This window comes from Planococcus faecalis (assembly GCF_002009235.1).
GTDB classification, from domain to species: domain Bacteria; phylum Bacillota; class Bacilli; order Bacillales_A; family Planococcaceae; genus Planococcus; species Planococcus kocurii.
Genome location: NZ_CP019401.1, coordinates 2,526,236 through 2,548,163 on the forward strand (window position 1 = coordinate 2,526,236; position 21,928 = coordinate 2,548,163).

The 21,928-nt window shown below is 41.5% G+C and carries 22 protein-coding genes and 1 riboswitch; of the genes, 13 read left to right on the top strand and 9 right to left on the bottom strand.

Annotated features, from left to right (window positions below; translation table 11 throughout):
- Positions 1-19: 19 nt before the first annotated feature.
- Positions 20-670: a LytTR family DNA-binding domain-containing protein gene (locus tag AJGP001_RS12730; protein ID WP_058384672.1), complete on the bottom strand. Its 651-nt coding sequence runs from the start codon at positions 668-670 to the stop codon at positions 20-22.
- 172 nt (positions 671-842) lie between these two features.
- Between AJGP001_RS12730 and aceB the strand changes: the two genes are divergently transcribed.
- Together aceB and AJGP001_RS17595 are read left to right on the top strand one after the other, a co-directional pair.
- Entirely contained in the window at positions 843-2,435 is a 1,593-nt protein-coding gene (gene aceB, locus AJGP001_RS12735) for a malate synthase A (RefSeq protein ID WP_071153845.1), read from the top strand.
- A gap of 19 nt (positions 2,436-2,454) precedes the next feature.
- A complete protein-coding gene (locus AJGP001_RS17595; protein WP_211272186.1) occupies positions 2,455-2,583 on the top strand; it encodes a YhfH family protein in 129 nt (42 codons plus the stop codon).
- Between the two features lie 46 nt (positions 2,584-2,629).
- Here the strand turns inward: AJGP001_RS17595 and AJGP001_RS12740 are convergent, their stop codons facing one another.
- Both AJGP001_RS12740 and AJGP001_RS12745 read right to left on the bottom strand, forming a co-directional pair.
- A complete protein-coding gene (locus AJGP001_RS12740) occupies positions 2,630-3,235 on the bottom strand; it encodes a hypothetical protein (RefSeq protein ID WP_071153846.1) in 606 nt (201 codons plus the stop codon).
- Positions 3,236-3,460: 225 nt separating this feature from the next.
- On the bottom strand, positions 3,461-3,754 hold the full coding sequence (locus AJGP001_RS12745; RefSeq protein WP_071153847.1) for a hypothetical protein: 294 nt from the start codon (positions 3,752-3,754) through the stop codon (positions 3,461-3,463).
- A 153-nt stretch (positions 3,755-3,907) separates the two neighbouring features.
- On the opposite strand from AJGP001_RS12745, the gene AJGP001_RS12750 reads away from it, so the two are divergent.
- Positions 3,908-4,567 (top strand): HAD-IB family hydrolase, encoded by a 660-nt coding sequence (locus AJGP001_RS12750; RefSeq protein WP_071153880.1) that lies wholly within the window; start codon positions 3,908-3,910, stop codon positions 4,565-4,567.
- A 37-nt stretch (positions 4,568-4,604) separates the two neighbouring features.
- Here AJGP001_RS12750 and pcp read toward each other — a convergent pair whose 3' ends face one another.
- Positions 4,605-5,213, bottom strand: a complete 609-nt coding sequence (gene pcp / locus AJGP001_RS12755) for a pyroglutamyl-peptidase I (RefSeq protein ID WP_071153848.1) — start codon at positions 5,211-5,213, stop codon at positions 4,605-4,607.
- A 319-nt stretch (positions 5,214-5,532) separates the two neighbouring features.
- Between pcp and AJGP001_RS12760 the strand changes: the two genes are divergently transcribed.
- The 5 genes from AJGP001_RS12760 (at position 5,533) to AJGP001_RS17550 (ending at position 9,082) form a co-directional block, all read left to right on the top strand.
- On the top strand, positions 5,533-6,318 hold the full coding sequence (locus AJGP001_RS12760; RefSeq protein WP_058384667.1) for an ABC transporter substrate-binding protein: 786 nt from the start codon (positions 5,533-5,535) through the stop codon (positions 6,316-6,318).
- Positions 6,319-6,346: 28 nt separating this feature from the next.
- On the top strand, positions 6,347-7,006 hold the full coding sequence (locus AJGP001_RS12765; protein WP_058384666.1) for an amino acid ABC transporter permease: 660 nt from the start codon (positions 6,347-6,349) through the stop codon (positions 7,004-7,006).
- The gene (locus AJGP001_RS12770; RefSeq protein ID WP_071153849.1) at positions 6,999-7,721 is read left to right on the top strand and encodes an amino acid ABC transporter ATP-binding protein; all 723 of its coding nucleotides are present in this window, start codon (positions 6,999-7,001) and stop codon (positions 7,719-7,721) included. Before AJGP001_RS12765 ends, AJGP001_RS12770 begins: the two co-directional genes overlap by 8 nt.
- Positions 7,722-7,857: 136 nt before the next feature.
- A complete protein-coding gene (locus AJGP001_RS12775) occupies positions 7,858-8,739 on the top strand; it encodes a hypothetical protein (RefSeq protein WP_071153850.1) in 882 nt (293 codons plus the stop codon).
- 178 nt (positions 8,740-8,917) lie between these two features.
- The gene (locus tag AJGP001_RS17550; RefSeq protein WP_169835273.1) at positions 8,918-9,082 is read left to right on the top strand and encodes a hypothetical protein; all 165 of its coding nucleotides are present in this window, start codon (positions 8,918-8,920) and stop codon (positions 9,080-9,082) included.
- A 123-nt stretch (positions 9,083-9,205) separates the two neighbouring features.
- Here AJGP001_RS17550 and AJGP001_RS12780 read toward each other — a convergent pair whose 3' ends face one another.
- Positions 9,206-10,213 carry an LLM class flavin-dependent oxidoreductase gene (locus AJGP001_RS12780; RefSeq protein WP_078080617.1) on the bottom strand — a complete coding sequence of 336 codons (1,008 nt, stop codon included), beginning with the start codon at positions 10,211-10,213 and terminating at the stop codon, positions 9,206-9,208.
- Between the two features lie 513 nt (positions 10,214-10,726).
- A riboswitch (SAM riboswitch) is annotated at positions 10,727-10,832 on the top strand.
- A 74-nt stretch (positions 10,833-10,906) separates the two neighbouring features.
- On the opposite strand from AJGP001_RS12780, the gene AJGP001_RS12785 reads away from it, so the two are divergent.
- The 5 genes from AJGP001_RS12785 to AJGP001_RS12805 all read left to right on the top strand — a co-directional run bounded on the left by AJGP001_RS12785 (position 10,907) and on the right by AJGP001_RS12805 (position 17,051).
- A complete protein-coding gene (locus AJGP001_RS12785; RefSeq protein WP_071153851.1) occupies positions 10,907-12,040 on the top strand; it encodes a methionine biosynthesis PLP-dependent protein in 1,134 nt (377 codons plus the stop codon).
- Positions 12,024-13,196 (top strand): cystathionine beta-lyase, encoded by a 1,173-nt coding sequence (metC, locus tag AJGP001_RS12790; RefSeq protein ID WP_071153852.1) that lies wholly within the window; start codon positions 12,024-12,026, stop codon positions 13,194-13,196. The genes AJGP001_RS12785 and metC overlap by 17 nt, the downstream gene beginning before the upstream one ends.
- 343 nt (positions 13,197-13,539) lie before the next feature.
- On the top strand, positions 13,540-14,604 hold the full coding sequence (locus AJGP001_RS12795) for a Fe(3+) ABC transporter substrate-binding protein (protein WP_058384660.1): 1,065 nt from the start codon (positions 13,540-13,542) through the stop codon (positions 14,602-14,604).
- 70 nt (positions 14,605-14,674) lie between these two features.
- Positions 14,675-16,306, top strand: a complete 1,632-nt coding sequence (locus AJGP001_RS12800; protein ID WP_071153881.1) for an ABC transporter permease — start codon at positions 14,675-14,677, stop codon at positions 16,304-16,306.
- A gap of 1 nt (position 16,307) precedes the next feature.
- Entirely contained in the window at positions 16,308-17,051 is a 744-nt protein-coding gene (locus tag AJGP001_RS12805) for an ABC transporter ATP-binding protein (protein ID WP_058384659.1), read from the top strand.
- Between the two features lie 76 nt (positions 17,052-17,127).
- On the opposite strand, the gene ystJ is transcribed toward AJGP001_RS12805, so the two are convergent.
- The 4 genes from ystJ to AJGP001_RS12825 all read right to left on the bottom strand — a co-directional run bounded on the left by ystJ (position 17,128) and on the right by AJGP001_RS12825 (position 21,901).
- A complete protein-coding gene (gene ystJ / locus AJGP001_RS12810; RefSeq protein ID WP_058384658.1) occupies positions 17,128-18,375 on the bottom strand; it encodes an NADP-dependent malic enzyme in 1,248 nt (415 codons plus the stop codon).
- Positions 18,376-18,795: 420 nt separating this feature from the next.
- Entirely contained in the window at positions 18,796-19,560 is a 765-nt protein-coding gene (locus AJGP001_RS12815; RefSeq protein ID WP_071153853.1) for an SDR family NAD(P)-dependent oxidoreductase, read from the bottom strand.
- A complete protein-coding gene (locus AJGP001_RS12820; RefSeq protein WP_071153854.1) occupies positions 19,557-20,501 on the bottom strand; it encodes a 3-hydroxyacyl-CoA dehydrogenase family protein in 945 nt (314 codons plus the stop codon). The genes AJGP001_RS12815 and AJGP001_RS12820 overlap by 4 nt, the downstream gene beginning before the upstream one ends.
- An 83-nt stretch (positions 20,502-20,584) precedes the next feature.
- On the bottom strand, positions 20,585-21,901 hold the full coding sequence (locus AJGP001_RS12825; protein ID WP_071153855.1) for a GntP family permease: 1,317 nt from the start codon (positions 21,899-21,901) through the stop codon (positions 20,585-20,587).
- Positions 21,902-21,928: the final 27 nt, after the last annotated feature.

A 21,928-nucleotide genomic window follows, 5' to 3' on the forward strand; every position in this document is an offset into this window, starting at 1 on the left:
CTGCTGTCGTATTGGAGCTTCAGAACCCGAGTCGCGCTCTAACACTTGCTGTATAATTTTGGCTAACCGGTAAAATTGAGCCGTCTTTCAGCGTCAATTGATAGTTTGAGGCGATGTCTCGAGATATCTCTTCTATATAGTCAATATTCACAATATATGACCGATGAACTGGCAAGAAGCTATCCGGCAATTGATGCTTTAAGTTTTTCAACGTATGAATTGCACAATAGGTTTCATCATCTGTATAAAACCATGTTTTCTTTTGGCTGCTTTCAATATGGGATACCTTGTTTACTGGAATGGGACGCCACGTGTCTTGAAATTTCCCTGTTAGGAATTGAATTGGTTTGTTTTTACGAACCAAGTAATCGGGGGGCAGAATAATAACAAGAACGCCTTCTTTTTCCACTAACTTGATCGGATAACCAATACCGTAATACGCTGTTCCGAGAATAGACTCTTCCACAAACATTTCGATTCGTTGTTTTTCTTTTTTAGCACGCGCAGCGATACTGCCGGGTAAAACCAGTTGCCCTTCTCGAATCTGCAAATCATGAACTCCCGCTTTATAGTAGATATAGCTCTCTTCATCTGCAATTGCAATCGATGCTTCTTTCGGAATCCAATCTCCAATGATAAATCCGATTTGTTCCAACATACTAGTAGTCATCCCCAGCTCCCCTTCCAAATGTGCTTATCGCCTAATAATCGCTCTTGTCGCCGAATGTTACTTTCCATCCTGTTTACAAGACAGTTAGAATTTTCTGTTATATATTAATATACATCAAAATAAACTGTATTAATACAGTTACTAAAAATTATTTTAGAGAGGAATGATTTAGTTGTTAACAAAATCGAATGTTACGATAACAGGTCAAGATGTACCAGGAATAGAGACGATTTTAACACCCGAAGCGCTAGATTTTATTGAAAAGCTACATCATAACTTTGATCAACGTCGTGTCAAACTGTTAAAAAAACGTCAAACACGCCAACAAGAAATTGATGCTGGGAAGAAAATTGACTTTCTTCCAGAAACAAAGCACATACGACATAACAAATGGACGATTGCTCCCCTGCCGGAAGATATGAAGGATCGCCGCGTTGAAATCACGGGACCCACAAACCGCAAAATGCTCATTAATGCATTAAACTCTGGTGCCAAGATGTTTATGGCTGATTTAGAAGATGCTACTGCACCAAATTGGTTTAACGTTATTGACGGTCAAATCAACTTACGTGATGCGGTTCGAAGACAAATTGATTTTGAAATTCCTGAAACCGGAAAAAAATACGCATTAAATAAAGAAACTGCGGTGTTAATGGTTCGACCTCGTGGTTGGCATTTGATGGAGAAGAATATTCATATTAATGGCCAGCCAATTTCCGGCAGTCTTGTCGATTTCGGATTATACTTTTTCCATAATGCTCAACAACTGATTGATCGGGGAACTGGCCCTTATTTTTACCTCCCCAAATTAGAAAGTCATTTGGAAGCTCGTTTATGGAATGATGTATTCGTCTTCGCACAAAATGAGTTAGAGATTCCACAAGGCACGATTCGCGCAACTGTGTTGATTGAAACGATTCTGGCTGCTTTTGAAATGGATGAAATTTTATACGAATTGCGTGACCACTCTGCTGGTCTGAACTGTGGACGTTGGGATTATATCTTTAGCGTGATTAAACGACTGCGTAATTTACCCGAATATATTTTCCCAGATCGCTCTCAAGTGACGATGACTGTACCGTTTATGCGCGCGTATACGCAACTTTGTATTCAAACTTGCCACAAGCGTAATGCACCGGCTCTTGGCGGCATGGCTGCTCAAATTCCAGTCAAAGGAAATGATGATGCCAACACAGTTGCCTTCCAGAAAGTCGCAGAAGACAAACGACGCGAAGCGATGGACGGCCACGATGGTACGTGGGTTGCACATCCTGGAATGGTTGCAATCGCGATGGAACAGTTTAATAAGCATATGCCAACACCGAACCAAATCGATAATAAGCGTGAAGACGTCCAAGTAACAGCTGAACAATTAGTTGAAGTGCCAACAGGTACCATTACTGAAGACGGACTACGCTCGAATATTTCAGTCGGCATTCAATACATCGCTTCTTGGTTATCTGGAAACGGCGCAGCGCCAATTAATAACTTGATGGAAGATGCTGCAACAGCTGAAATTTCCCGTTCGCAAGTATGGCAATGGATTCGCCATCCAAAAGGACGATTCGACGACGGCCGAAAAATTGATCTTCCTTTATTTCATGAAGTGTTGGAAGAAGAAGTTAGTAAAATTCAACAAGCAGTTGGCGAAGACAACTATTCATCTGGAAATTACGTAGAAGCTCGTGCGTTGTTTATAAACCTTACCGTACAAAATGAATTCGCTGAATTTTTGACACTGCCAGGTTATGAAATCCTAAACTAAATAATTGGAGGAGATCGACATGACAAACACTCAAACATACGAAATCCGGACGAAAAAAGAATGCCGGGAATGTGGTTGTGAGATAAACGAACAACGTGAATCGATCATTTATGAATGCGAACGCTGCATCGGGAAGCAAGAAGAATAACAATGAAAAGAGGAAAACCAGTAAAGTGGTTTTCCTCTTTTCATTGTTATTCTTCGATTTTTTGTAGCAATTTCTCTTGATTGTTAAATTGAATTTTACCGATTTTTCCTGCTACTGGCACGATGGCTTGTCCTTCAAAATCAACTATCTCAGTTTCTCCTGATTCGTTTTCATACATGACTTGGAATGTGAAAGGATAAAGGGTCCTCTCCTTTTCGCTTTGAGTGATTTCAATCGCAGAAGTTGTAAGTTTGTATTCTCGATCTGAATAACTATAGATAAATGCATCTGTGTTCCTAAAGGTTTCATAGGCATTTTCAGTAAAATAAGAAGCGTACGTACTGTTCATATAATCGATTAATGCGTTGTATTCTGGCGTCTTGAGCCAAGCGTCATACTGTTCCTCGTTCATACTGGCTGTTTGAATTGCCGTTGCTGCGTCCCATAATTGTCGGTACCTGTTGTCTGGTCCATTAAATTGTTTTTCAATGACGGCTTGAATTGCCGCTTTGTCTTTTTCAAGCGACTCGGTTGGTTTTTCAGCTTCTGCTGTTTTTGCTTTTTCGTTACTAGAACAACCTACGATGAGTAGACAAGAAACAACTACGAGTAGGAATCCTAAAAGCCATCTATTTCTTGTGAAAATGTTCATCTTTAATTCCCCCTTTGAATGGACTACAACCTATTTCAAAAAAATCATTTACTATTATACGAATCAGCCTCTTAAAAGTTCCAATTTTCTTACAACAAAAAACACCCTCAACACTCATCGTTCAAGTAAATCGAACGTTGAGAATTGGGATGCTGGTATTTTCATGAAATTTTTGTTGTTGGATCGTACGATGTTTTTTAATCAATCACTTGTTAGACAGTTGTCTTATTGTTGGTTGGATGATTTGAAACGGTATCGTCGATCTTCTTCAAGCTTGTTAAAAACTTCGATATAACGAATGCCGCCTTGTTCTCGTCCGTTGGGCGCTTCGTCTCCATCTAAAATTTCAGCAAGTGGACGTGCTTCTGGTTCGATGATGGCTGAATCATAATCATCCATCAAGCCCTGGAGCTCTTTGTAAGTTTTAATGCCTTTATCTTTTTTAACTTCTTCAAATAATCGTTGAGCTTCATCTGGTGATAATTCGACGTATCCGACGGTAATGTGTTGCTTTTCCATGTTAAAACCTCCTGTAGCTTAATCTATCGTTTCTTCTTCTATACCCGTCAATTGAAAATGCATAAACCTTCATTTGCCATCCACTGGAAGATGCTCTTGATTTCCGCTATGATGGAAAGAGCAGAAAAAATTGAGAAACCGGAGTTGATCGCTTTGCGCGTAGCTATATTTGATTTTGATGGAACTTTGTATTCGAAGGAAACGTTTCAGCTGATGATGAACCATTTAAAGAACCATCCTGAACATAGCAGCCGCTATCGTCAATTTTATCGTACCATTATGCCTCCTTATATCGGCCATAAGCTGAAAATTTATCCTGAGCAGAAAATGCGTGAACGTTCTGTCCAGGCATATTTAGCCGCATTGGACACTTTTACACAAACTGAACTTGAGCAGTATTTTGGGGAGATTGCTGAACAAATGCACGGCGATCTGAATCTGACTGTCGTCGAGCGACTAAAAAACCATGTGGAGAATAACGATTACGTCATGCTCGTATCTGGCGCTTTTACGCCACTTCTTCACGCAGTGACTAAACAATTGCCGATTAGGACCATTATTGGTACAGAAATTCTTTATAAAAATAACGTCGTCGATCATCGTACTCCCTTGTCACATGTTCAAGGACCGTTAAAAACAATAAAAATCAAAGAAGCACTTGCAGGACAAGATATTGATTGGGCTAATAGCTACGCATATGGGGATAGTCACTCAGATTTACCTGTACTTGAACTCGTTGGACATCCAGTAGCGGTTCAACCCAAGTCTAAGCTGCGTACAGTGGCTGAGCAACGGCATTGGGAAATCATTTAATCATAAAAAAAAGCGGACTGCAATTGCAGTCCGTTTTTTATGTCTCATTTAATGTTTCAATGCAAATTCGAATGCCTTTTAGTAGATCCTCGTGAGACCAGCTTGGAATCCCACCGTGCTCGATCGCTAATTCATGCGACGCCGGAATGTGAATAAAGCCAGTAAGAAGTTTCGGGTTATGGACCTTGGCGTAATGCAATCCTTCATACATGACGTTGTTGCATAGATATGCACCTGCTGTATTCGAAATGGTTGCGGGAAGCCCCTTCGCAAGCAGACTGTCCACCATTTTTCGAATCGGCAGCGTAGACATATACGCGTCTTCTCCTTGTTCTCTAATCAGCTCATCGACAGGTTTGTTGCCTTCGTTGTCAGCATCTCCGTCTTTGATGTTAATAGCAATTCGCTCTGGTGTAATTTTATAGCGTCCTGCTGCAAGTCCGAGAGAAATGACTGCATCTGGAACTTCCTCGTCGATAAATTTGAGCAAAGCCTTTCCTGAAGAATTAAAATCCACTGGCATTATTTTACCGACAACCTGGTAGTTACCAATGATCGTCCCATCTAGTGCTTCAACAATTTTCATCGTTGGATTGACTGTATAAGCCAAAAATGGCTCAAAGCCGGTCAATAATAACTTTTTCATTGCTATCTCCTCCTGTTTCAACTTGATACTCCACTTACCTATATTACAGACTTTTCTTGTCACAGTTCTTAAGAGTAAAGTGCACGATCTGTAGCGCAGACAAATTCTACTAAACTGGCTTTCCACTACTAGGAACGATTATTTATTCGATTTACCTAGTCGTTATTATACGCAATTTTGTCATTCTTTCCTACTAAGGACAGCCGGGTTAGATCAACACATTTTTTCTATTCTCTATTAAAAAACTCTTCTCAATTACCAACTATTGTGTTAAAATTCATTATACCGAATAATTATACATTAAACAGGAGGAATATACATGATTAAGAAAAAACCATTTATCGCTTTGTTGGCATCGTCTGCATTATTATTAGGGGCTTGTGGAAATGACAGCACAAGTGAAAGTGATTCAGGAACTTCAGGAGAAAAAAAGGTTTTGGAAATGGCAACATCCGCTGAATTCGCTCCATTTGAATCACGCAATCCTGAAGGTGATATTGTCGGATTCGACATTGACCTTGCCAACCATATAGCAGATGAACTTGGCTACGAACTTGAAATTACTGATATGAAATTTGATGGCTTGATCGGAGCGTTGCAAAACGACCGGGTTGATATGGTCATTGCGGGTATGTCCGCTACCGAATCACGTAAAGAAAACGTTGATTTTTCAACAGAGTACAATCATTCTGGCGAAATGTTTGTCACTGTCAAAGATTCAGAACTGACTAGCCTTGAGTCATTAGAGGGAAAAAGTGTTGGGGTCCAACTTGGAACGATTCAAGAAGAAGGAGCAAAAAGCATTATCGCTGATGAAGGCATCAATTTCGAGTTAAAAGCGTTAGATGATTCTGGTGCGTTAATACAAGAAATTTTATCTGGTCGTATCGACGCCGCCTACATGGATAAACAAGTGGCTCTTGGCTATATCGAAGCACAGGATCTGGGTGCATTTGATGACCCAACAACTGCTTCACCCGGTATGGCCGTTGCTTTCCCGAAAGGCAGTGAGCTAGTAGAAGAAGTGAATGGCATACTTGCTGAAATGGAAGAAAGCGGCGAGTTAGATAAGTTAAAAGAACAATGGCTGACTGAAGAAGAATAAATTACCTTGTAGAAAAGAGTTGTAATCGATGAACCTGGATTTTTCACAAATAGTTCCTTATATTCCTTTCATGCTAGAAGGAATTTGGACCACTTTAAAATTCGTATTTTTTGCGATTATTTTAGGTTCGATTCTTGGAACCTTGCTCGCTTTACTCAAAATAAGTAGTGTTGCACCTCTTAGATGGTTTGCCGATGCCTATACATCGATATTCCGGGGAACACCGCTAATTTTGCAATTGATGATTATTTATTACTCGATTCCACAGCTAACAGGCTATGACATTTCAGCATTTCTTTCGGCCATTTTGGCTTTTGGACTGAATTCATCCGCTTATATATCAGAAATTATTCGTGCTGGAATTCAAGCAGTCGATAAAGGACAAACAGAAGCGGCTCAAGCGCTCGGTATTCCGTACCGATCGATGATGAAAGACATTATTTTGCCTCAAGCCTTGAAAAACATCTTACCCGCATTAATGAATGAATTTATCACCTTAACAAAAGAATCCGCTATCGTCTCGACCATCGGCTACCTCGATCTCATGAGACGCGCACAAGTAGTGGGTGCCGACTTGTTCCGCAACTTTGAACCGTTGTTATTTGTCGGCGTCATCTATTGGTGTCTCGTGATGGGCTTGACGATGATTGGTAAAGTTTTCGAACGGAGGTTAAAACAAAGTGATTAAAGTTCAACAGCTTTATAAAAAGTTTGGTACGAATGAAGTCCTCAGTGACATTTCTACTGTTGTCACGAAAGGTGAAGTCGTATCGATTATCGGTCCTTCTGGTTCAGGCAAATCCACTTTTCTACGGTGTTTAAACTTACTGGAACTACCGACTTCAGGCATTATTGAAATCAACGGTAAAAACTTAACGGCTTCTAAAAAAAATATCCATAAAATTCGGCAGCAAATCGGTATGGTATTTCAGCATTTTCATTTATTTCCTCATTTGACGGTGCTTGAGAATTTAACTTATGCACCGGTGAAAGCAAAAGGCATCAAAAAAGAGGAAGCAGAATTGAAAGCACGATTGCTACTTGAACGCGTTGGCTTAGCTGAAAAAGAAAAGGCCTACCCAAACAGCTTGTCTGGCGGCCAAAAGCAGCGTGTTGCGATTGCACGTGCTTTGGCTATGGAACCGGAATTAATGCTGTTTGATGAGCCTACTTCGGCACTGGATCCAGAAATGGTCAAAGAAGTGCTCGATGTCATGAAAGACTTAGCAAAATCCGGAATGACGATGGTTGTCGTGACTCACGAAATGGGCTTTGCTCGAGAAGTTGCAGACCGTGTTTTATTTTTGGATCATGGTGTATTAGTCGAGGAAGGCCAGCCGATGGAATTCTTTAGTCATCCGAAAACTGCTCGTGCTAAGGATTTTTTGGATAAAGTCTTGTAACAGGTATCCTTCTGGATACCTGTTTTTCTATTTATCACTATTTGTTCATTTGATGCTCAAATGTGTTGGCGTTACTTCTCATTTCTGCATGTTATAATCGAAGCTGGCAAACACGCAGAAAACAGAGGTGGAAAATGTGTTTAGAAAAATTGTTATTTTAATAGGCGTCTTATTTTTCATGTCGCTGATTATCTTTACAGCTGTCATGTTCTTAAAAAATGAAGTAGAACTTTATTCGGAAACCGATGTGTCCTTAACCATTGAAAAGCCGACTTTCATTACATTCAGCGAACCGGAAGTCCGTAACAACGGTTCAGATCTTACGCAAGTTTACACGATGACTTTCCTTGGAATAGAGGTCGGCACATATACATTAGTCGATCGATCGCTTCAAAACGACACTTCCATTATTTTCGAAGAAATCAAAAACACCGGTTGGATTCCTTACACATTGTCGATGAATGTCAACAAGTTAGAAGACACCGATTTTAAATCGTGGAATCCACAGCCGGTAGCAAAACTTGACGAAGCGTTGTACGGGTTAGACTCAACGACCAATCCGCATGGCATTTTCACAACCAAAAATGGTGAAATTCTAATCGGCAATGTTTACGTATCGCGGAATCTACAACTAGGAAATGGCGACTCCGTGCAGGAATTGCGTCATGAAATTACGGATTTCACTACAGAAGAAGGCACCTTATCGAAAAACCTTTGGTTGCCACCTAAGCACTCAAGTCAAACATGGCTAATGGCAGCTCAACAACCGTTATTCGAAACAGAAGAAGATGAAGACCAATGGATTGCATTTTCACTCGAAAATCGTTTGTCGCAGTTAAACTGGCTGACGCCTCAAGGTCCTTACGTTAAGCTTCAATTGACGGACGACCCACGAACACAACTTGCCTATGGCTATATCGATAAGCGAACGGCCGACCTCTCTTCCCTTGAATGGAATGAAACTTCGCCCTCTTTGTTCTTTGAGTCCATGATACTAAATGCTGAAATCAATCAATAATCATCTAAAAAGCGTTAAAGCCCCTGCTTTAACGCTTTTTTATATTCTTTTCTTCTTTTCTTAATACCCAGGCAGTTAGCTTTCAAATTAACTAAAAATTCCGTATAATTAAAGTGAGTTAAAACCTTATTTCTGTTGCTACGTGGCGGCTGATTATTATATGAGGAGGTTGGTCATAATGGAACGCCGAGTACTCGATTCACAAGAAATAGAACTTCGGTTAGATGATGATTTTAATGCGATTCTGAATATGATTGGCGAAGGTGCACCCGTTTATACAACTTACAAAGAATTCAAGATAGAAAAAGAACGGCAGCGTGAAGAAAAAAAAGAGCTTCATTAATGTTGAATCATCGCTTTTCCGTTACCGGAGAGGCGATTTTTTTATAACAAAAAGAAAGTGGCATGCAAAAGGAGCTACACTCAAAAGGTCCTGATTTATGACCTTTTGGGGTAGCCCCTTTACTTAATCCATCATTTTTGCTACAAAATCATATGAGCGCAAACGATCTTCCTGATAAAAAACCGGCGAATTGACGATAATTTCATTGGCTCTTGTTTTTTGAATAAAGTTTTTCAACTTTTGTCTAACAAGATCCGGTGTTCCAACCATTGTCGATTCAGAATCTAATTTGTCCCGGAAAATCGCAATTTCGCGGTCTGTCCAAACTTCCTCCAAGTGATCGATGGGTGCTCTAAATGTAGTTGGCTCTCCTCGCATCAAGGAGAACATCTGCTGCTGCGAAGAAGTCGCCAACCATTCTGCACGTTCTTGTGTTTTTGCAACAATAATCGTAACGCCAAGCATCGCGTAAGGAGCGGCCAACACCTGTGACGGTTTAAAGTTTTGATGATAAAGTTGCAAAGCCTGCATCATGTAATCCGGTGCGAAATGACTAGCAAATGAAAATGGCAAACCTTTTAACGCAGCCAGCTGTGCACTAAATCCACTCGATCCGAGTAGCCAAAGCGGAATCTTTATATTAGTTCCAGGGTAGGCCCGAACACGTCCGACAGGGTTAGCTGAAAAGTAATTTTCTAACTCCGCAACTTGCTGGGGAAAATCATCTCCGCTACTATTCAAATTTCGACGTAACGCATGCGCAGTAGCTTGATCACTACCAGGTGCACGCCCTAGACCTAAATCAATGCGTCCAGGATAAATAGTTTCCAATGTACCAAATTGCTCTGCTATGACAAGCGGTGCATGATTCGGTAGCATAACTCCACCTGAACCTACACGAATCGACTCTGTTGCGCCTGCAATATGTCCAATAAGGACAGATGTCGCAGAACTGCCGATACCCGGCATATTATGATGTTCAGCTAGCCAATAGCGATTAAACCCCAATCGCTCCACATGCTGTGCCAACTCTACACTATTTTTAAAGGTCTGTGCTGTTTCTGCGCCTTCGTTTATTGGTGCTAAATCAAGCACCGCCAATGGGATATTTTCAAATTTCTTAATGTGCATAATTACGTTCACTCCTATTCTCTTCCATTGTAGCGATGTTTATCTGAACCGTCCCTTTTTTTGCTCAAGCACCGAAAAGCGTAAGCAGCCATGTAGATTCGACAGGCATAAGACGCTCTGGCGAAGTGGCGTGTTTTCAGCCACACAGCCGGAGTGGCTTATGACCCGAGAATCTGGCTGCTGGAGTCTGGACACCATGAAAAGTGAAAGTGCCTCGTCAGCTCTGACAGGCATAAGACAGACCAGCAGTGTGGCGTTCTTTGCCACGCAGCTGGGTTGACTTATGTCCCGAAGAGCTAGGCACTTGCAACTGGACACCGAAAAGCGTAAGCAGCCATGTAGATTCGACAGGCCTAAAGAAATTTTTCTTTTCCCATCCTCCCTTTACTAGTCAAGCTAGTTGCCTACCCACTTCTTATATTTGCATTATTTAAAATTCAACACTTGCTTTCTGTCATTAATTGATTTATGATTAGGAACATCTAAACAGAAACACTAAACTTAATAAGATATTTCTTATCTAGAGAGACGGAGGGATTTGGCCCTGTGAAGTCTCAGCAACCAGTCTGATGAAGACTACGGTGCTAATTCCAATAGGCTTCTGCCTAACAGATGAGAAGAATGCATTTCCGGACAGGGGCTTTCTTCTTTATGAAGAAAAGCCCCTGTTTTCTTATTGAGAGGATGAGTAATATGACAAAACACAGCTTGGAAACTTTATTAGTTCAATTAGGCAATCACAGCGATCCCACAACAGGAGCCGTTAATCCGCCCATATACTTATCGACAGCCTACGAACATCAAGGACTTGGCCACTCAACTGGCTATGATTATACGCGCACGAAAAACCCGACTCGCTCTGTTCTGGAAGAAGGATTTGCAGAACTTGAAGGCGCAGATGCTGCATTTGCTTGCAGTTCTGGAATGGCAGCTATTCAACTCGTTTTGTCTCTTTTTCGTCCAGGTGATGAATTGTTACTACCGGAAGATATTTATGGTGGAACATACCGCCTATTAGATCACTTTGCATCAGCTTATAATATTCACCCCAACTACGCCGAGTTCAAAGATGTCCAAGACACAGAACAAAAAATAACCATTCATACACGTGCACTTTTTATTGAAACGCCCACCAATCCACTGATGCAAGAAATTGATCTCGTTGCTTATGCCGCATTGGCTAAAAAGCATAAGCTTCTATTAATCGTCGATAACACATTTTTAACGCCATTCTTTCAACAGCCCCTATTACTGGGTGCAGACATTGTTATCCATAGTGCGACGAAATATATTGGTGGTCATAATGATGTTTTAGCTGGACTTGTTGCCGCTAAAGGCGATCGCCTTTGCGAAAAACTGGCAACATTCCATAACTCGGTTGGTGCCGTTTTGTCCCCTTTTGACTCTTGGTTACTGGTTCGCGGATTAAAGACATTGCCTTTACGGATGCGACAGCATGACGCAAACGCGAAAACCATTGCTGAGTTTTTGTCTCAGCAGTCGTCTGTGTCTGATGTGTTGTACCCTGGAAAAGGCGGCATGTTGTCCTTCCGTTTGCAAAAAGAAGAATGGATAGCTCCTTTTCTTGAACACATTAAACTCATCACCTTTGCGGAAAGTCTTGGCGGTGTTGAAAGTTTTATTACTTACCCCGCCACCCAAACTCATGCAGACATGCCTTTTGAAGAACGGACGAAACGTGGCGTTTGCAATCGGTTATTGCGATTTTCAGTCGGGGTGGAACTTGCTGAAGATTTAATTGCTGACTTAGCACAAGCATTTTCAGAACTAAATAAGGAGGTAGTCGAATATGACCGATCGCATTGAAACGAAGTTTATTCACTCTACTGGAGTCGACCCACAAACTGGAGCTGTCAATGTACCTATCTATTTATCATCCACTTTCCACCAACAAAGCCTGGATTCGTTTGGACCGTTTGATTATAGCCGTTCTGGAAACCCCACTCGCCTAGCGTTAGAAGAAACCATCGCTAAGCTAGAAGGAGGCAAGCGTGGGTTCGCCTTTTCTTCAGGGATGGCTGCTATTTCCTCTGCTTTTATGCTGCTGTCTTCAGGTGACCATGTCTTAGTGTCAGAAGACGTTTACGGCGGAACTTATCGTTTTATCACGGAAATTTTGGACAAATTCAATATCGAGTATACCTTTGTGAATATGACGGACTTGAACGAAATGGCTAATGCCATCCAGCCAAATACAAAAGTGATTTACTTGGAAACGCCATCAAATCCTGTTATGAATATTACGGATATTGAAATCGCTGCAAAACTAGCAAAAGCCAATAACTGTTTAACGTTTGTTGACAACACCTTTATGACACCGCTTTACCAGAATCCACTGGAGCTTGGTGCAGATATCGTTCTTCACAGTGCAACGAAGTTTCTGTCAGGTCATAGCGACGTCATCGCAGGTCTTGCTGTGACCAAAGATGAAGAACTTGGAAACCGTTTGGGCTTTATCCAAAACACGTTTGGCTCTGTTCTAGGAGCTCAAGATTCTTACCTGTTAATCCAAGGCATAAAAACTTTAGGTGCTCGGTTAGGCCAGTCGTCTCAATCGGCTCGCGTTATTGCTGAATACTTGCAGAACCATCCGTTAATTGAAGAAGTATACTACCCCGGATTTTCGTTCCATCCTGGGAACCCAATTCACGAACGCCAAGCTACAAATGCAGGAGCGCTTCTATCATTTCGGTTAGCTGATAAAAAATCCGTTCGTATATTTGTCGAATATCTGAGAATTCCGGTGTTTGCAGTTAGTTTAGGCGCAGTCGAATCGATTTTGTCCTATCCTGCAACGATGTCTCATGGCTCAATGCCTCCAGAAGAACGCGAAAAACGCGGAATCACCGACGGCTTGCTACGTTTTTCTGTCGGCTTAGAACATTGTGATGATTTGGTGCAAGATCTAAACCAAGCACTATTACAAGTAGCCCGTCGAAAAGGATTAAGCATCGCAAATTAATGTTTCTTCTATAGAAAGAACTTTTGTTCTAAGAAACCCTCTTGCCTCATCTGGCAAGAGGGTTTCTTATGAATAGAGAACTCGATTCATCTTGCAGTCCTCTATCAAATTCTTCTTGGCTTTAAGCTACCTCTTGTTTTTCGCTCATTTCCATTTTTGCAACAACAGGGAATCGCAAATGAATACTGATTAACAACTACTCACTCATTTTTTAGACACAACTATAAAAAAAAATAAGAGACTGTATTGATAATGATTGACATTCTCAATTGGAACTTTATAATTGATGATGAGAATGATTTTCATTTGAAATCTCAATTACACATTAAGGGGAGAGACATCCATGAATAAACTTTTTTATCTGGTTATCGCTTTATTAGTTCTTGTTTTAGCTGCATGCGGAAGCAATGATGCATCCGAACCGGCAACAGATGCACCTGAAGAAACAGCTGAAAGCAAAGAAGTTAATTTATATACGGCAAGACATTACGATGTAGATGATGAATTATACAAAAAGTTTGAAGAAGAAACGGGTATCAAAGTAAATCTAATTAAAGGTGACGCAGATGAGTTGCTTGAGCGCATTAAGCGTGAAGGAGATGGCACTGAAGCTGATTTGTTCTTGACTGCAGATGCTGGACGTTTGTACCGTGCTAAAGAAGATGGCTTGCTACAGTCCGTATCAAGTGACATACTAGACGAACAAATTCCTGAAAAATTCCAAGATACAGACCAAATGTGGTATGGCTTAACAAAACGCGCACGTGTACTTGTCTACAACAAAGAAACTGTAAAACCTGAAGAATTATCTACTTATGAAGCTTTGACAGAAGACGAGTGGAATGGCCGTGTATTGATTCGTGGCTCTGAAAATATTTACAATCAATCACTACTTGCTTCGTTTATTGAAATAGAGGGTGAAGAAAAAGCGAAAGAATGGGCTGCAGGTCTAGTAAATAATTTCGCACGTGATCCTGAAGGCGGAGATCGGGACCAAGCTAAAGCAATCGCTGCTGGAGTTGGCGACGTTGCTATTATGAACAGCTATTATTTTGGACAAATGTTGAACTCTGAAGATCCTGCTGAAGTAGAAGTAGCAGAAGGACTTGGATTGTTCTTCCCGAACCAAGATACGACTGGTACTCACGTGAACGTTAGTGGTGCGGGTGTTGTGAAAACAGCTAAAAACAAAGAAAATGCTATAAAACTTCTTGAATTCCTTTCTGCACCTGAAGCACAAGGAACGTTTGCAGAAACAAATTACGAATACCCAGTAAATGAAAAAGTCGAACCTTCTGAGTTACTAACATCATGGGGTGAATTTAAAGAACAGGACATTCCGCTTTCTGCTTTAGGAGACAATAATGCGAAATCAATTCTGATTTTTAATGAAGTTGGCTGGAAATAATGAATATGCTGTGCCCTTGCTGTATGTTTACAGCAAGGGATTTCTGGCGATTGGAGAAGGTGGCTTAACCATGCAAAGAAGATTAGCTAATATAAATATTTGGACGGTTGCAGCCATCGCCATTATCGCTGCATTGTTTTTACCGAATTTAACGATTGTGACAGGTCTTTTCACCCCCTCTAACGAGAACTGGGCACATATGAAAGAATTTGTCCTTTGGTCGTTTGTAAAAAACTCCTTAATACTCGTTGTAGCCACCGCTGCTTCAACAATTTTTATCGGTCTAAGCTTAGCTTGGCTGATTGCCCAGTATCAGTTTCCTTTCCGCCGATTTTTAAAATGGGCACTGATTCTCCCCCTCTCAATCCCACCTTTTATTGGGGCCTACACGTACCACGGGATTTTTAATTATACGGGTGTGATTCAGACAACACTCCGTGAGCGCTTTAATATGGAACTAAATCCAGCATATTTTGACATCATGAACTTGCCAGGTGCTATTTTCATTTACACGGTTTTCTTGTATCCCTATGTTTACACCATCACACAAGTTTTTTTGGCACAGCAGTCGGCTTCACTCATTGAAAGTACACGATTACTTGGCAAAGGCCCATGGCGAACGTTTTTCCAAGTAGTCGTTCCGATATCGCGGATTTCGATTATCGCAGGTGCTAGTTTGGTCGTCTTAGAAGTATTAAATGATTACGGTGTAGTGAAATACTACGGCATCCAAACCTTTACAACAGCGATTTTTCAAACTTGGTTTGGCTTAGGCGACATCGAAACATCTATTAAACTAGCCGCTTCTTTAATGGGATTTGTCATTGTTATTCTGCTGATTGAAAAAATTCTGCGCGGCAGACGTCAATATAGCTACGCTTCTACAAAAGTCAGACCGCTGCCACTTGTTAAATTAACCGGTTGGAAAGCTTTTGCTGCTGCTAGTTATGGCTTCGCTATTTTGGCTTTAGGTTTTTTCATCCCGGTTGCGCAATTGATTGACTGGACCATTTTAACTTTTGGAACCATTCCATTAGATGAATTTATGTCCTATATAAGAAATTCTGTTTTCGTAGCCGGATTCAGCGCTGCAGTCATTATCGTTTTCGCACTGATTGTCGGCAATTTTGCCCGCCTCGTTCATGGCAGACTTGCTAAATTATTGCCCAAACTAACAGTTTTAGGTTATTCTATTCCAGGAGCTGTTATTGCAGTTGCCGTAGTAACTGCTTTTGTTTCATTAGATGAATTTTTAGCACCACTATATAAACTAGTTGGCATGAACACGACACTCGTACTTAGTGTGAGCATCATCTTGCTCGTCACAGCTTACATCATCCGATTTTTCGCCATTGGCTACAGTTCCATTGAAACGGGTTACGACAAAATCGGCACCGACTTCCAAGATGCTTCTCGCCTTCTTGGAGCCGGACTGACAAGAACCTTTTTTAAGGTAGACATGCCAATGATGAAAGGTGCCATCATTAGTGGATTTATTCTCGTATTCATTGACGTATTAAAAGAAATTCCATTGACTTTAATTTTGAGACCCTTTAATTTCGATACACTTTCTACAAAAGCTTTCCAATATGCCAGCGACGAAAAAATCATGGAAGCATCTCAAGCTTCTTTGCTGATTGTTGGTATTAGTGCCTTAGCAATTGTGGTCTTTTATAAGTTTTTGGAAAAGGAGTTGGATTAATATGTTCGTAACCATTGAAAATCTTTGCTTTTCTTACCCAAATACAAAAGCTGTAGCACTTGATAATTTCTCTTTAGAGATTGAAAAAGGAGAGGTCATTTCCATCCTTGGGCGAAGCGGTAGTGGAAAAAGCACTGTCCTTCGCTTACTTGCAGGACTTGAAAATCCTTCAGTTGGAAAAGTGACGATTCAAGATCAAGTTCTTTGTGATCAACATACTTTCGTTCAACCTGAAAAACGTGGCATCGGCATGGTATTCCAAGATTATGCACTTTTCCCTCATATGACGGTTGCCGATAACATTTTATTTGGACTGTTCCGCATGAAAAAAGCGGCTAAGCAAAAGCGGCTCCAAGAAGTCTTAGAACTCGTGGAATTACAGGGTTATGAAAAACGTTATCCGCACCAATTAAGTGGTGGACAGCAGCAACGTGTTGCGATTGCTAGAGCGCTCGCGCCAAATCCACATCTATTATTACTCGATGAACCCTTTAGTAATTTAGATGCCGAACTTCAAGAGAAAATTCGGAAAGAGTTGCGTGATATTTTAAAGAAAGCCAATATCACCTCTATCTTCGTAACACACGACGAGAAAGATGCTCATATTCTAGCTGATCGAATTGTTAAGATCAAAGACGGCAGTACTGATTTTATTGGTCGTCCTTGTGATTTACTCGATGTTTATCGTCAAGAAGCTCGCAACGCACCTACTATTGTAGAAGAAAAAGAATTAGTTCGTATTTAAAAACAGCCCTCCAATAGAGTGGTTTACTAAACCCATACAAAAACCCATTCGAAAAAAATCGAATGGGTTTCTTCTATTATAAGGTGTTGTGTTCGCCGACGACTGACAAGCTTTCTGTCTTTTGCTTCACATCTTCTATTTCAATTGCTTTCCGAGCAACGCCCGTATCCATAGCAGCCTTTGCTACTGCCGCCGCAACAGCTGAGGCCACACGCAAGTCAAACGGTTTGGGTATAACATAGTCCTCATTCAGCTCATTTGCCTCTAGTAATCCCGCAATCGCTTCGACTGCAGCGATTTTCATCGCATCGTTGATGTCAGTAGCCAATACGTCTAAAGCACCTCTAAAGAGTCCAGGGAAGGCTAATACGTTATTGACTTGGTTTGGGAAATCAGAACGTCCCGTGCCAACTACTCTGGCACCGGCTTGTTTCGCCAAGTGCGGAAGAATTTCAGGGTTTGGATTGGCCATAGCGAAAATGATGGCATCATCATTCATCGTTCGGACCATATCTCCAGTCAATGCACCTTCTGCTGATACGCCGATAAAGACGTCTGCTCCTTGGATGACATCTGCCAGTAGACCTTCTTTGCGTTCGTAATTGCTCATTTCAGCTACTTCTTCTTTAAACGGATTCATGCCATTTTTGCGTCCTTTGAAAATAGCTCCTTTTGTATCACACATGATCACGTGACCAAAGCCAAATTTACTCAGTAATTTAACGATGGCAATTCCTGCAGCTCCCGCACCGTTAACGACAATTTTGGTTTCCTGTACGTCTTTTCCGACCAGTTTTAATGCATTGATCAAGCCTGCCAAAGTAACAATTGCTGTACCGTGCTGATCGTCGTGAAACACGGGAATTCCCATTTCCTTTTTCAAACGCTCTTCCACAATAAAACAAGTCGGGGCCGAAATATCCTCAAGATTGACGCCGCCAAATCCTGGTTCAAGCAATTTAACCGTTTGGATAATGGTTTCCGCATCGGTTGTATCCAAACAAATCGGGAACGCGTCAACTCCAGCAAATTCTTTAAATAATATAGCCTTTCCTTCCATAACCGGCAATGCGGCAAGCGGACCAATGTTGCCGAGGCCAAGAACTGCTGTCCCATCTGTCACTACCGCGACCATATTGCTTTTCATTGTGTAGTCGTGAACCTTTGACGGGTCTGCTGCGATTTCTCTACAAGGTTCTGCTACTCCTGGAGAATAGGCGAGGCTCAAGTCCCTTTCATTTTCCACTGCTACTTTTGACCGAATCTCCAATTTCCCCTGATGCGTCCTGTGCAGTTGCAACGAATCGTTTTTTAGCTTAGACATGTGCCTCATCTCCCTTTGTTCATAATTGTTTATTATAAAGAGTATTTTGATAATTGAAAGAGTTTTCAATTAATTTGATCAATGTTCAGACTTTAGGCGGATACAGTAGTAAAGTTTTTCTGTATCTACTGGTTAAAAAACGCTAACAAAAAGAGAACTGAAATTTCTTCAGTTCAGCTTGTAGACAAAAGAATACTTATTCATTTTTTTGTATGCATTTAGGATTTTCTGCACCAAGCGGACGCTTTGCGACGAAGCTAGCGCAGCGATGCAGGAGCATGGGTTTTCAGTGACGAGGAGACTGAAGCTGAGCCCACCGGAAAGCGAAGTGGCCAGCCTAGTTGAAGATTATACATCACTATTCAGTTTAATAAGACTTTGTCTACAAGCTGCTGAACTTTCTTCAGTTCTCTTTTTTAGTTAGATAGCTGTCCAGCCACCATCGACTTTAATGGTTTCACCGGTTACAAAATTAGCTAAGTTAGAAGCCAAATACAACACGGCTCCCGAGATATCTGCTGGTTGAGACAAGCCATCCAGTAAAATTCTACTGTCAATCTCATGTTTGAACGTCTCGTCTTTGAACATATTGACAGTCAACTCGGTTTCGACAAAGGTCGGCGCTACCGCATTGACACGAATTCCTTGCTTTGCCCACTCCACTGCGAGAGCTTTTGTCAGTTGCACGAGACCTCCTTTACTTGAACAATACGCCGCTCGCTTCACATAACCAACAAAGGCCATTTGCGACGCGATATTAATGATTCGTCCACTGTTTTGTTCGAGCATGTATCTAGCTGCTGCTTGACTAGCAAAAAATGCCGTCTTTAAATTCAAGTCGAGTACCGCATCCCAGTCCGCTTCTGTTACTTCCATTGCCGGTTTCGCAATGTTAATACCCGCGTTATTAACCAATACATCAACAGTTCCAAATTCTGACGCAGCTTTATCAATCAGTTTCTGAACTTCCCCGATATCACTCAAATCCCCGGAAACTGCGATGCATTTCGGATTGTATTCTTGTAGTTCCTTCAAAGACGCTTTGAGAACTGTTGTGTCTCGTCCAGAAATCACCACATTGGCTTTTAGTTTTGCGAAAGTCAACGCAATGTCTTTACCGATTCCTTTGCTGCCACCTGTGACAATTACTGTTTTGTTTTCAAGTTCAGAAAAATAGGCAGTCATTCTGAGGCACCTGCCTTTAAATCTTTTTTCAAAAAGTGAATTAAGGTCTGTTCTCGTTCTTTATTTAATTTTGCCGAAACATCAGGCTCCCACGAATAAAACCCTTCTCCTGTTTTATCCCCAAGCTTGTTTTCAACTACAAGTGTGGACAGCGTTTCGCCTGATCGCTGATCTGTCGCTAGCTCTTCAAACAAATAATTAGAGATTGCCGAGAAGACGTCAAGCCCTCCCATATCCGCAGTCATAAGTGGTCCGGTTACAGGCAACCTTCGCCCAATGCTATACGTGACAGCTGCATCAATATCTTCTTTTGAAGCAACTCCAGCATCCAGTAAAGCTTGCGCTTCACGGAACAAGGCATATTGTAGACGATTGCCGATAAATCCTGGAATTTCCTTATGGAGCAAAATTGCTTTTTTGTTCATTTCTTTTAAAACAGCCATTGCTCGCTCAACAGTCTTTGCATCTGTCTGCTCTCCCTTAACTACTTCTACTAAAGGAATAAGATGTCCTGGATTCCAAAAATGCGTTACGACAAAGCGAGCGGGTAGCCGCATCTCTTCAGCCAATAAACTCGGTTTAAATCCAGAGGTGTTGCTGGCAATGATCACGTCATCGCTGATCAACGTCTCCAATCGACTATAAAGTTCTTTTTTCAGCTCCAATACTTCGGGTACAACTTCGATAATGAACGTCGAGTTCAAAATAGCTTTTTCAAGAAAAGTGGTCAATTGAATTCGTTGTCTAATTTCTTCTGCTTGGTCGACAGTAACCAGTTTATTGTCTGTCATGACTTTGAGTTTGTTATGTAATCCTCTATCCGCATTGCTAAGATCTTGTTCATCGATGCCATAAACCGTTACAGTTTCGCCGGCCCATGCTGCCGATAAGGCAATTGAATGTCCCATCGTTCCTGCTCCAAGAATTGAAATTTTTTCCATCCCTTACACCCCTCTGTCGTTTGACTGTCTCACGCAAACTGCCCAACAAACAAGGAACCGAAAGTTTGTTGGGCAGTTTCATCTTATAATCCAAGTGAGAATAATACAACTGCCAGTGCAGCACCAATGAGTGGCACGACAACGGTTAATGCACCAAATGCAGGATACGCATCTTTATGTGTTTCACCTGCAATTGAGCGAATAGTCGTTACGACATAACCACCCTGCGGCATTGAATCGAGTGAACCTGAAGAAATGGAAACCGTTCTGTGTAAGGCTTCTGGATCGACTCCCATATCTAAATAATGAGGTGCAAGCAGGGGTAAAGCAATCGCTTGTCCACCCGAAGACGAACCTGTTAATCCGGCAATGACCGCCACCGCCAGTGCACCCCCAATTAACGGGCTTCCTGGAATACCCGTCATAACATCAACCGCTGTTTCAAAAGAAGGTGTCGCTTTGACAACTCCACCAAAACCAACCACTGCTGCCGTATTAGCAATCGCGATAACAGCTCCTACTGCACCTTCACTGAAGGCATGCCCAATATTACGGAAATATTTTCTGTTAAGAAAATAAGTTGTTGCAATACCGCCGCTTAACGCAATAATCAATGCCGAAGTTCCAAGCGAATTGTGGAAAAGAAATGAAATGCCTAGAACGACAACCAGTGGAATCATACTGAGTAAAGGATTTGGTAATTCTATGCGTTCTTCTGCAGCCGGATCGGTTTTCCGAGCGGTAAATCGCTCCCCTTTTACTAACGCTTTGGAAATCATTTTCTTCAACCACCAGTACCCAAAAATCATCATAAATAAGGCTACGATGATACTGACCTCCCACCCTGCATACGGTGTCGTTCCTAAAAATTCAATGGGAATCCAGTTTTGGATTTCAGGCGAACCAGCAGAAGTCATCGTAAAAGTGGTCGATCCAAAAGCAAGCGCCGCCGGGATAAAACGTCTCGGCAAATCAGCTTGTCTAAATAGGCTGAGTGCCATCGGATACACAGAGAAAGCGACAACGAACAAACTGACGCCGCCATAAGTTAAAACCGCACAAGCAAGAACAACAGCTAGAGCCGCACGTTTCATCCCAATTTTGCTAACGATCCATTTTGATACGCTGTCAGCTGCACCACTGTCTTCCATCACTTTACCAAAAATGGCACCGGTCAAGAACATCAAATACCACGAAGCGATAAAGCCTGTAAAACCGGTCATGTAATTTGTTAAAAAGTTAGCTGCCCCTTCCTCAGCAAGCTGAGGAAACAACGGCAATCCGTTTAATAACGCAACAAACAAAGCAGTTAACGGTGCTGCGATCAACAAGTTCATCCCGCGCATCGTCAAAATGATCAATAAAATTAAGCCACCAAACATTCCCAACATGCCAAGCATAAAACAACCCCCTATACCCCTTAGAGT

Coding starts and splice junctions, on each gene's coding strand:
- AJGP001_RS12730 (WP_058384672.1), bottom strand. CDS start 670: ATGACTACTAGTATGTTGGAACAAATCGGATTTATCATTGGAGATTGG.
- AJGP001_RS17595 (WP_211272186.1), top strand. CDS start 2,455: ATGACAAACACTCAAACATACGAAATCCGGACGAAAAAAGAATGCCGG.
- AJGP001_RS12740 (WP_071153846.1), bottom strand. CDS start 3,235: ATGAACATTTTCACAAGAAATAGATGGCTTTTAGGATTCCTACTCGTA.
- AJGP001_RS12745 (WP_071153847.1), bottom strand. CDS start 3,754: ATGGAAAAGCAACACATTACCGTCGGATACGTCGAATTATCACCAGAT.
- pcp (WP_071153848.1), bottom strand. CDS start 5,213: ATGAAAAAGTTATTATTGACCGGCTTTGAGCCATTTTTGGCTTATACA.
- AJGP001_RS12760 (WP_058384667.1), top strand. CDS start 5,533: ATGATTAAGAAAAAACCATTTATCGCTTTGTTGGCATCGTCTGCATTA.
- AJGP001_RS12765 (WP_058384666.1), top strand. CDS start 6,347: ATGAACCTGGATTTTTCACAAATAGTTCCTTATATTCCTTTCATGCTA.
- AJGP001_RS17550 (WP_169835273.1), top strand. CDS start 8,918: ATGGAACGCCGAGTACTCGATTCACAAGAAATAGAACTTCGGTTAGAT.
- AJGP001_RS12780 (WP_078080617.1), bottom strand. CDS start 10,213: ATGCACATTAAGAAATTTGAAAATATCCCATTGGCGGTGCTTGATTTA.
- AJGP001_RS12785 (WP_071153851.1), top strand. CDS start 10,907: ATGACAAAACACAGCTTGGAAACTTTATTAGTTCAATTAGGCAATCAC.
- metC (WP_071153852.1), top strand. CDS start 12,024: ATGACCGATCGCATTGAAACGAAGTTTATTCACTCTACTGGAGTCGAC.
- AJGP001_RS12795 (WP_058384660.1), top strand. CDS start 13,540: ATGAATAAACTTTTTTATCTGGTTATCGCTTTATTAGTTCTTGTTTTA.
- AJGP001_RS12800 (WP_071153881.1), top strand. CDS start 14,675: ATGCAAAGAAGATTAGCTAATATAAATATTTGGACGGTTGCAGCCATC.
- AJGP001_RS12805 (WP_058384659.1), top strand. CDS start 16,308: ATGTTCGTAACCATTGAAAATCTTTGCTTTTCTTACCCAAATACAAAA.
- ystJ (WP_058384658.1), bottom strand. CDS start 18,375: ATGTCTAAGCTAAAAAACGATTCGTTGCAACTGCACAGGACGCATCAG.
- AJGP001_RS12815 (WP_071153853.1), bottom strand. CDS start 19,560: ATGACTGCCTATTTTTCTGAACTTGAAAACAAAACAGTAATTGTCACA.
- AJGP001_RS12820 (WP_071153854.1), bottom strand. CDS start 20,501: ATGGAAAAAATTTCAATTCTTGGAGCAGGAACGATGGGACATTCAATT.
- AJGP001_RS12825 (WP_071153855.1), bottom strand. CDS start 21,901: ATGCTTGGCATGTTGGGAATGTTTGGTGGCTTAATTTTATTGATCATT.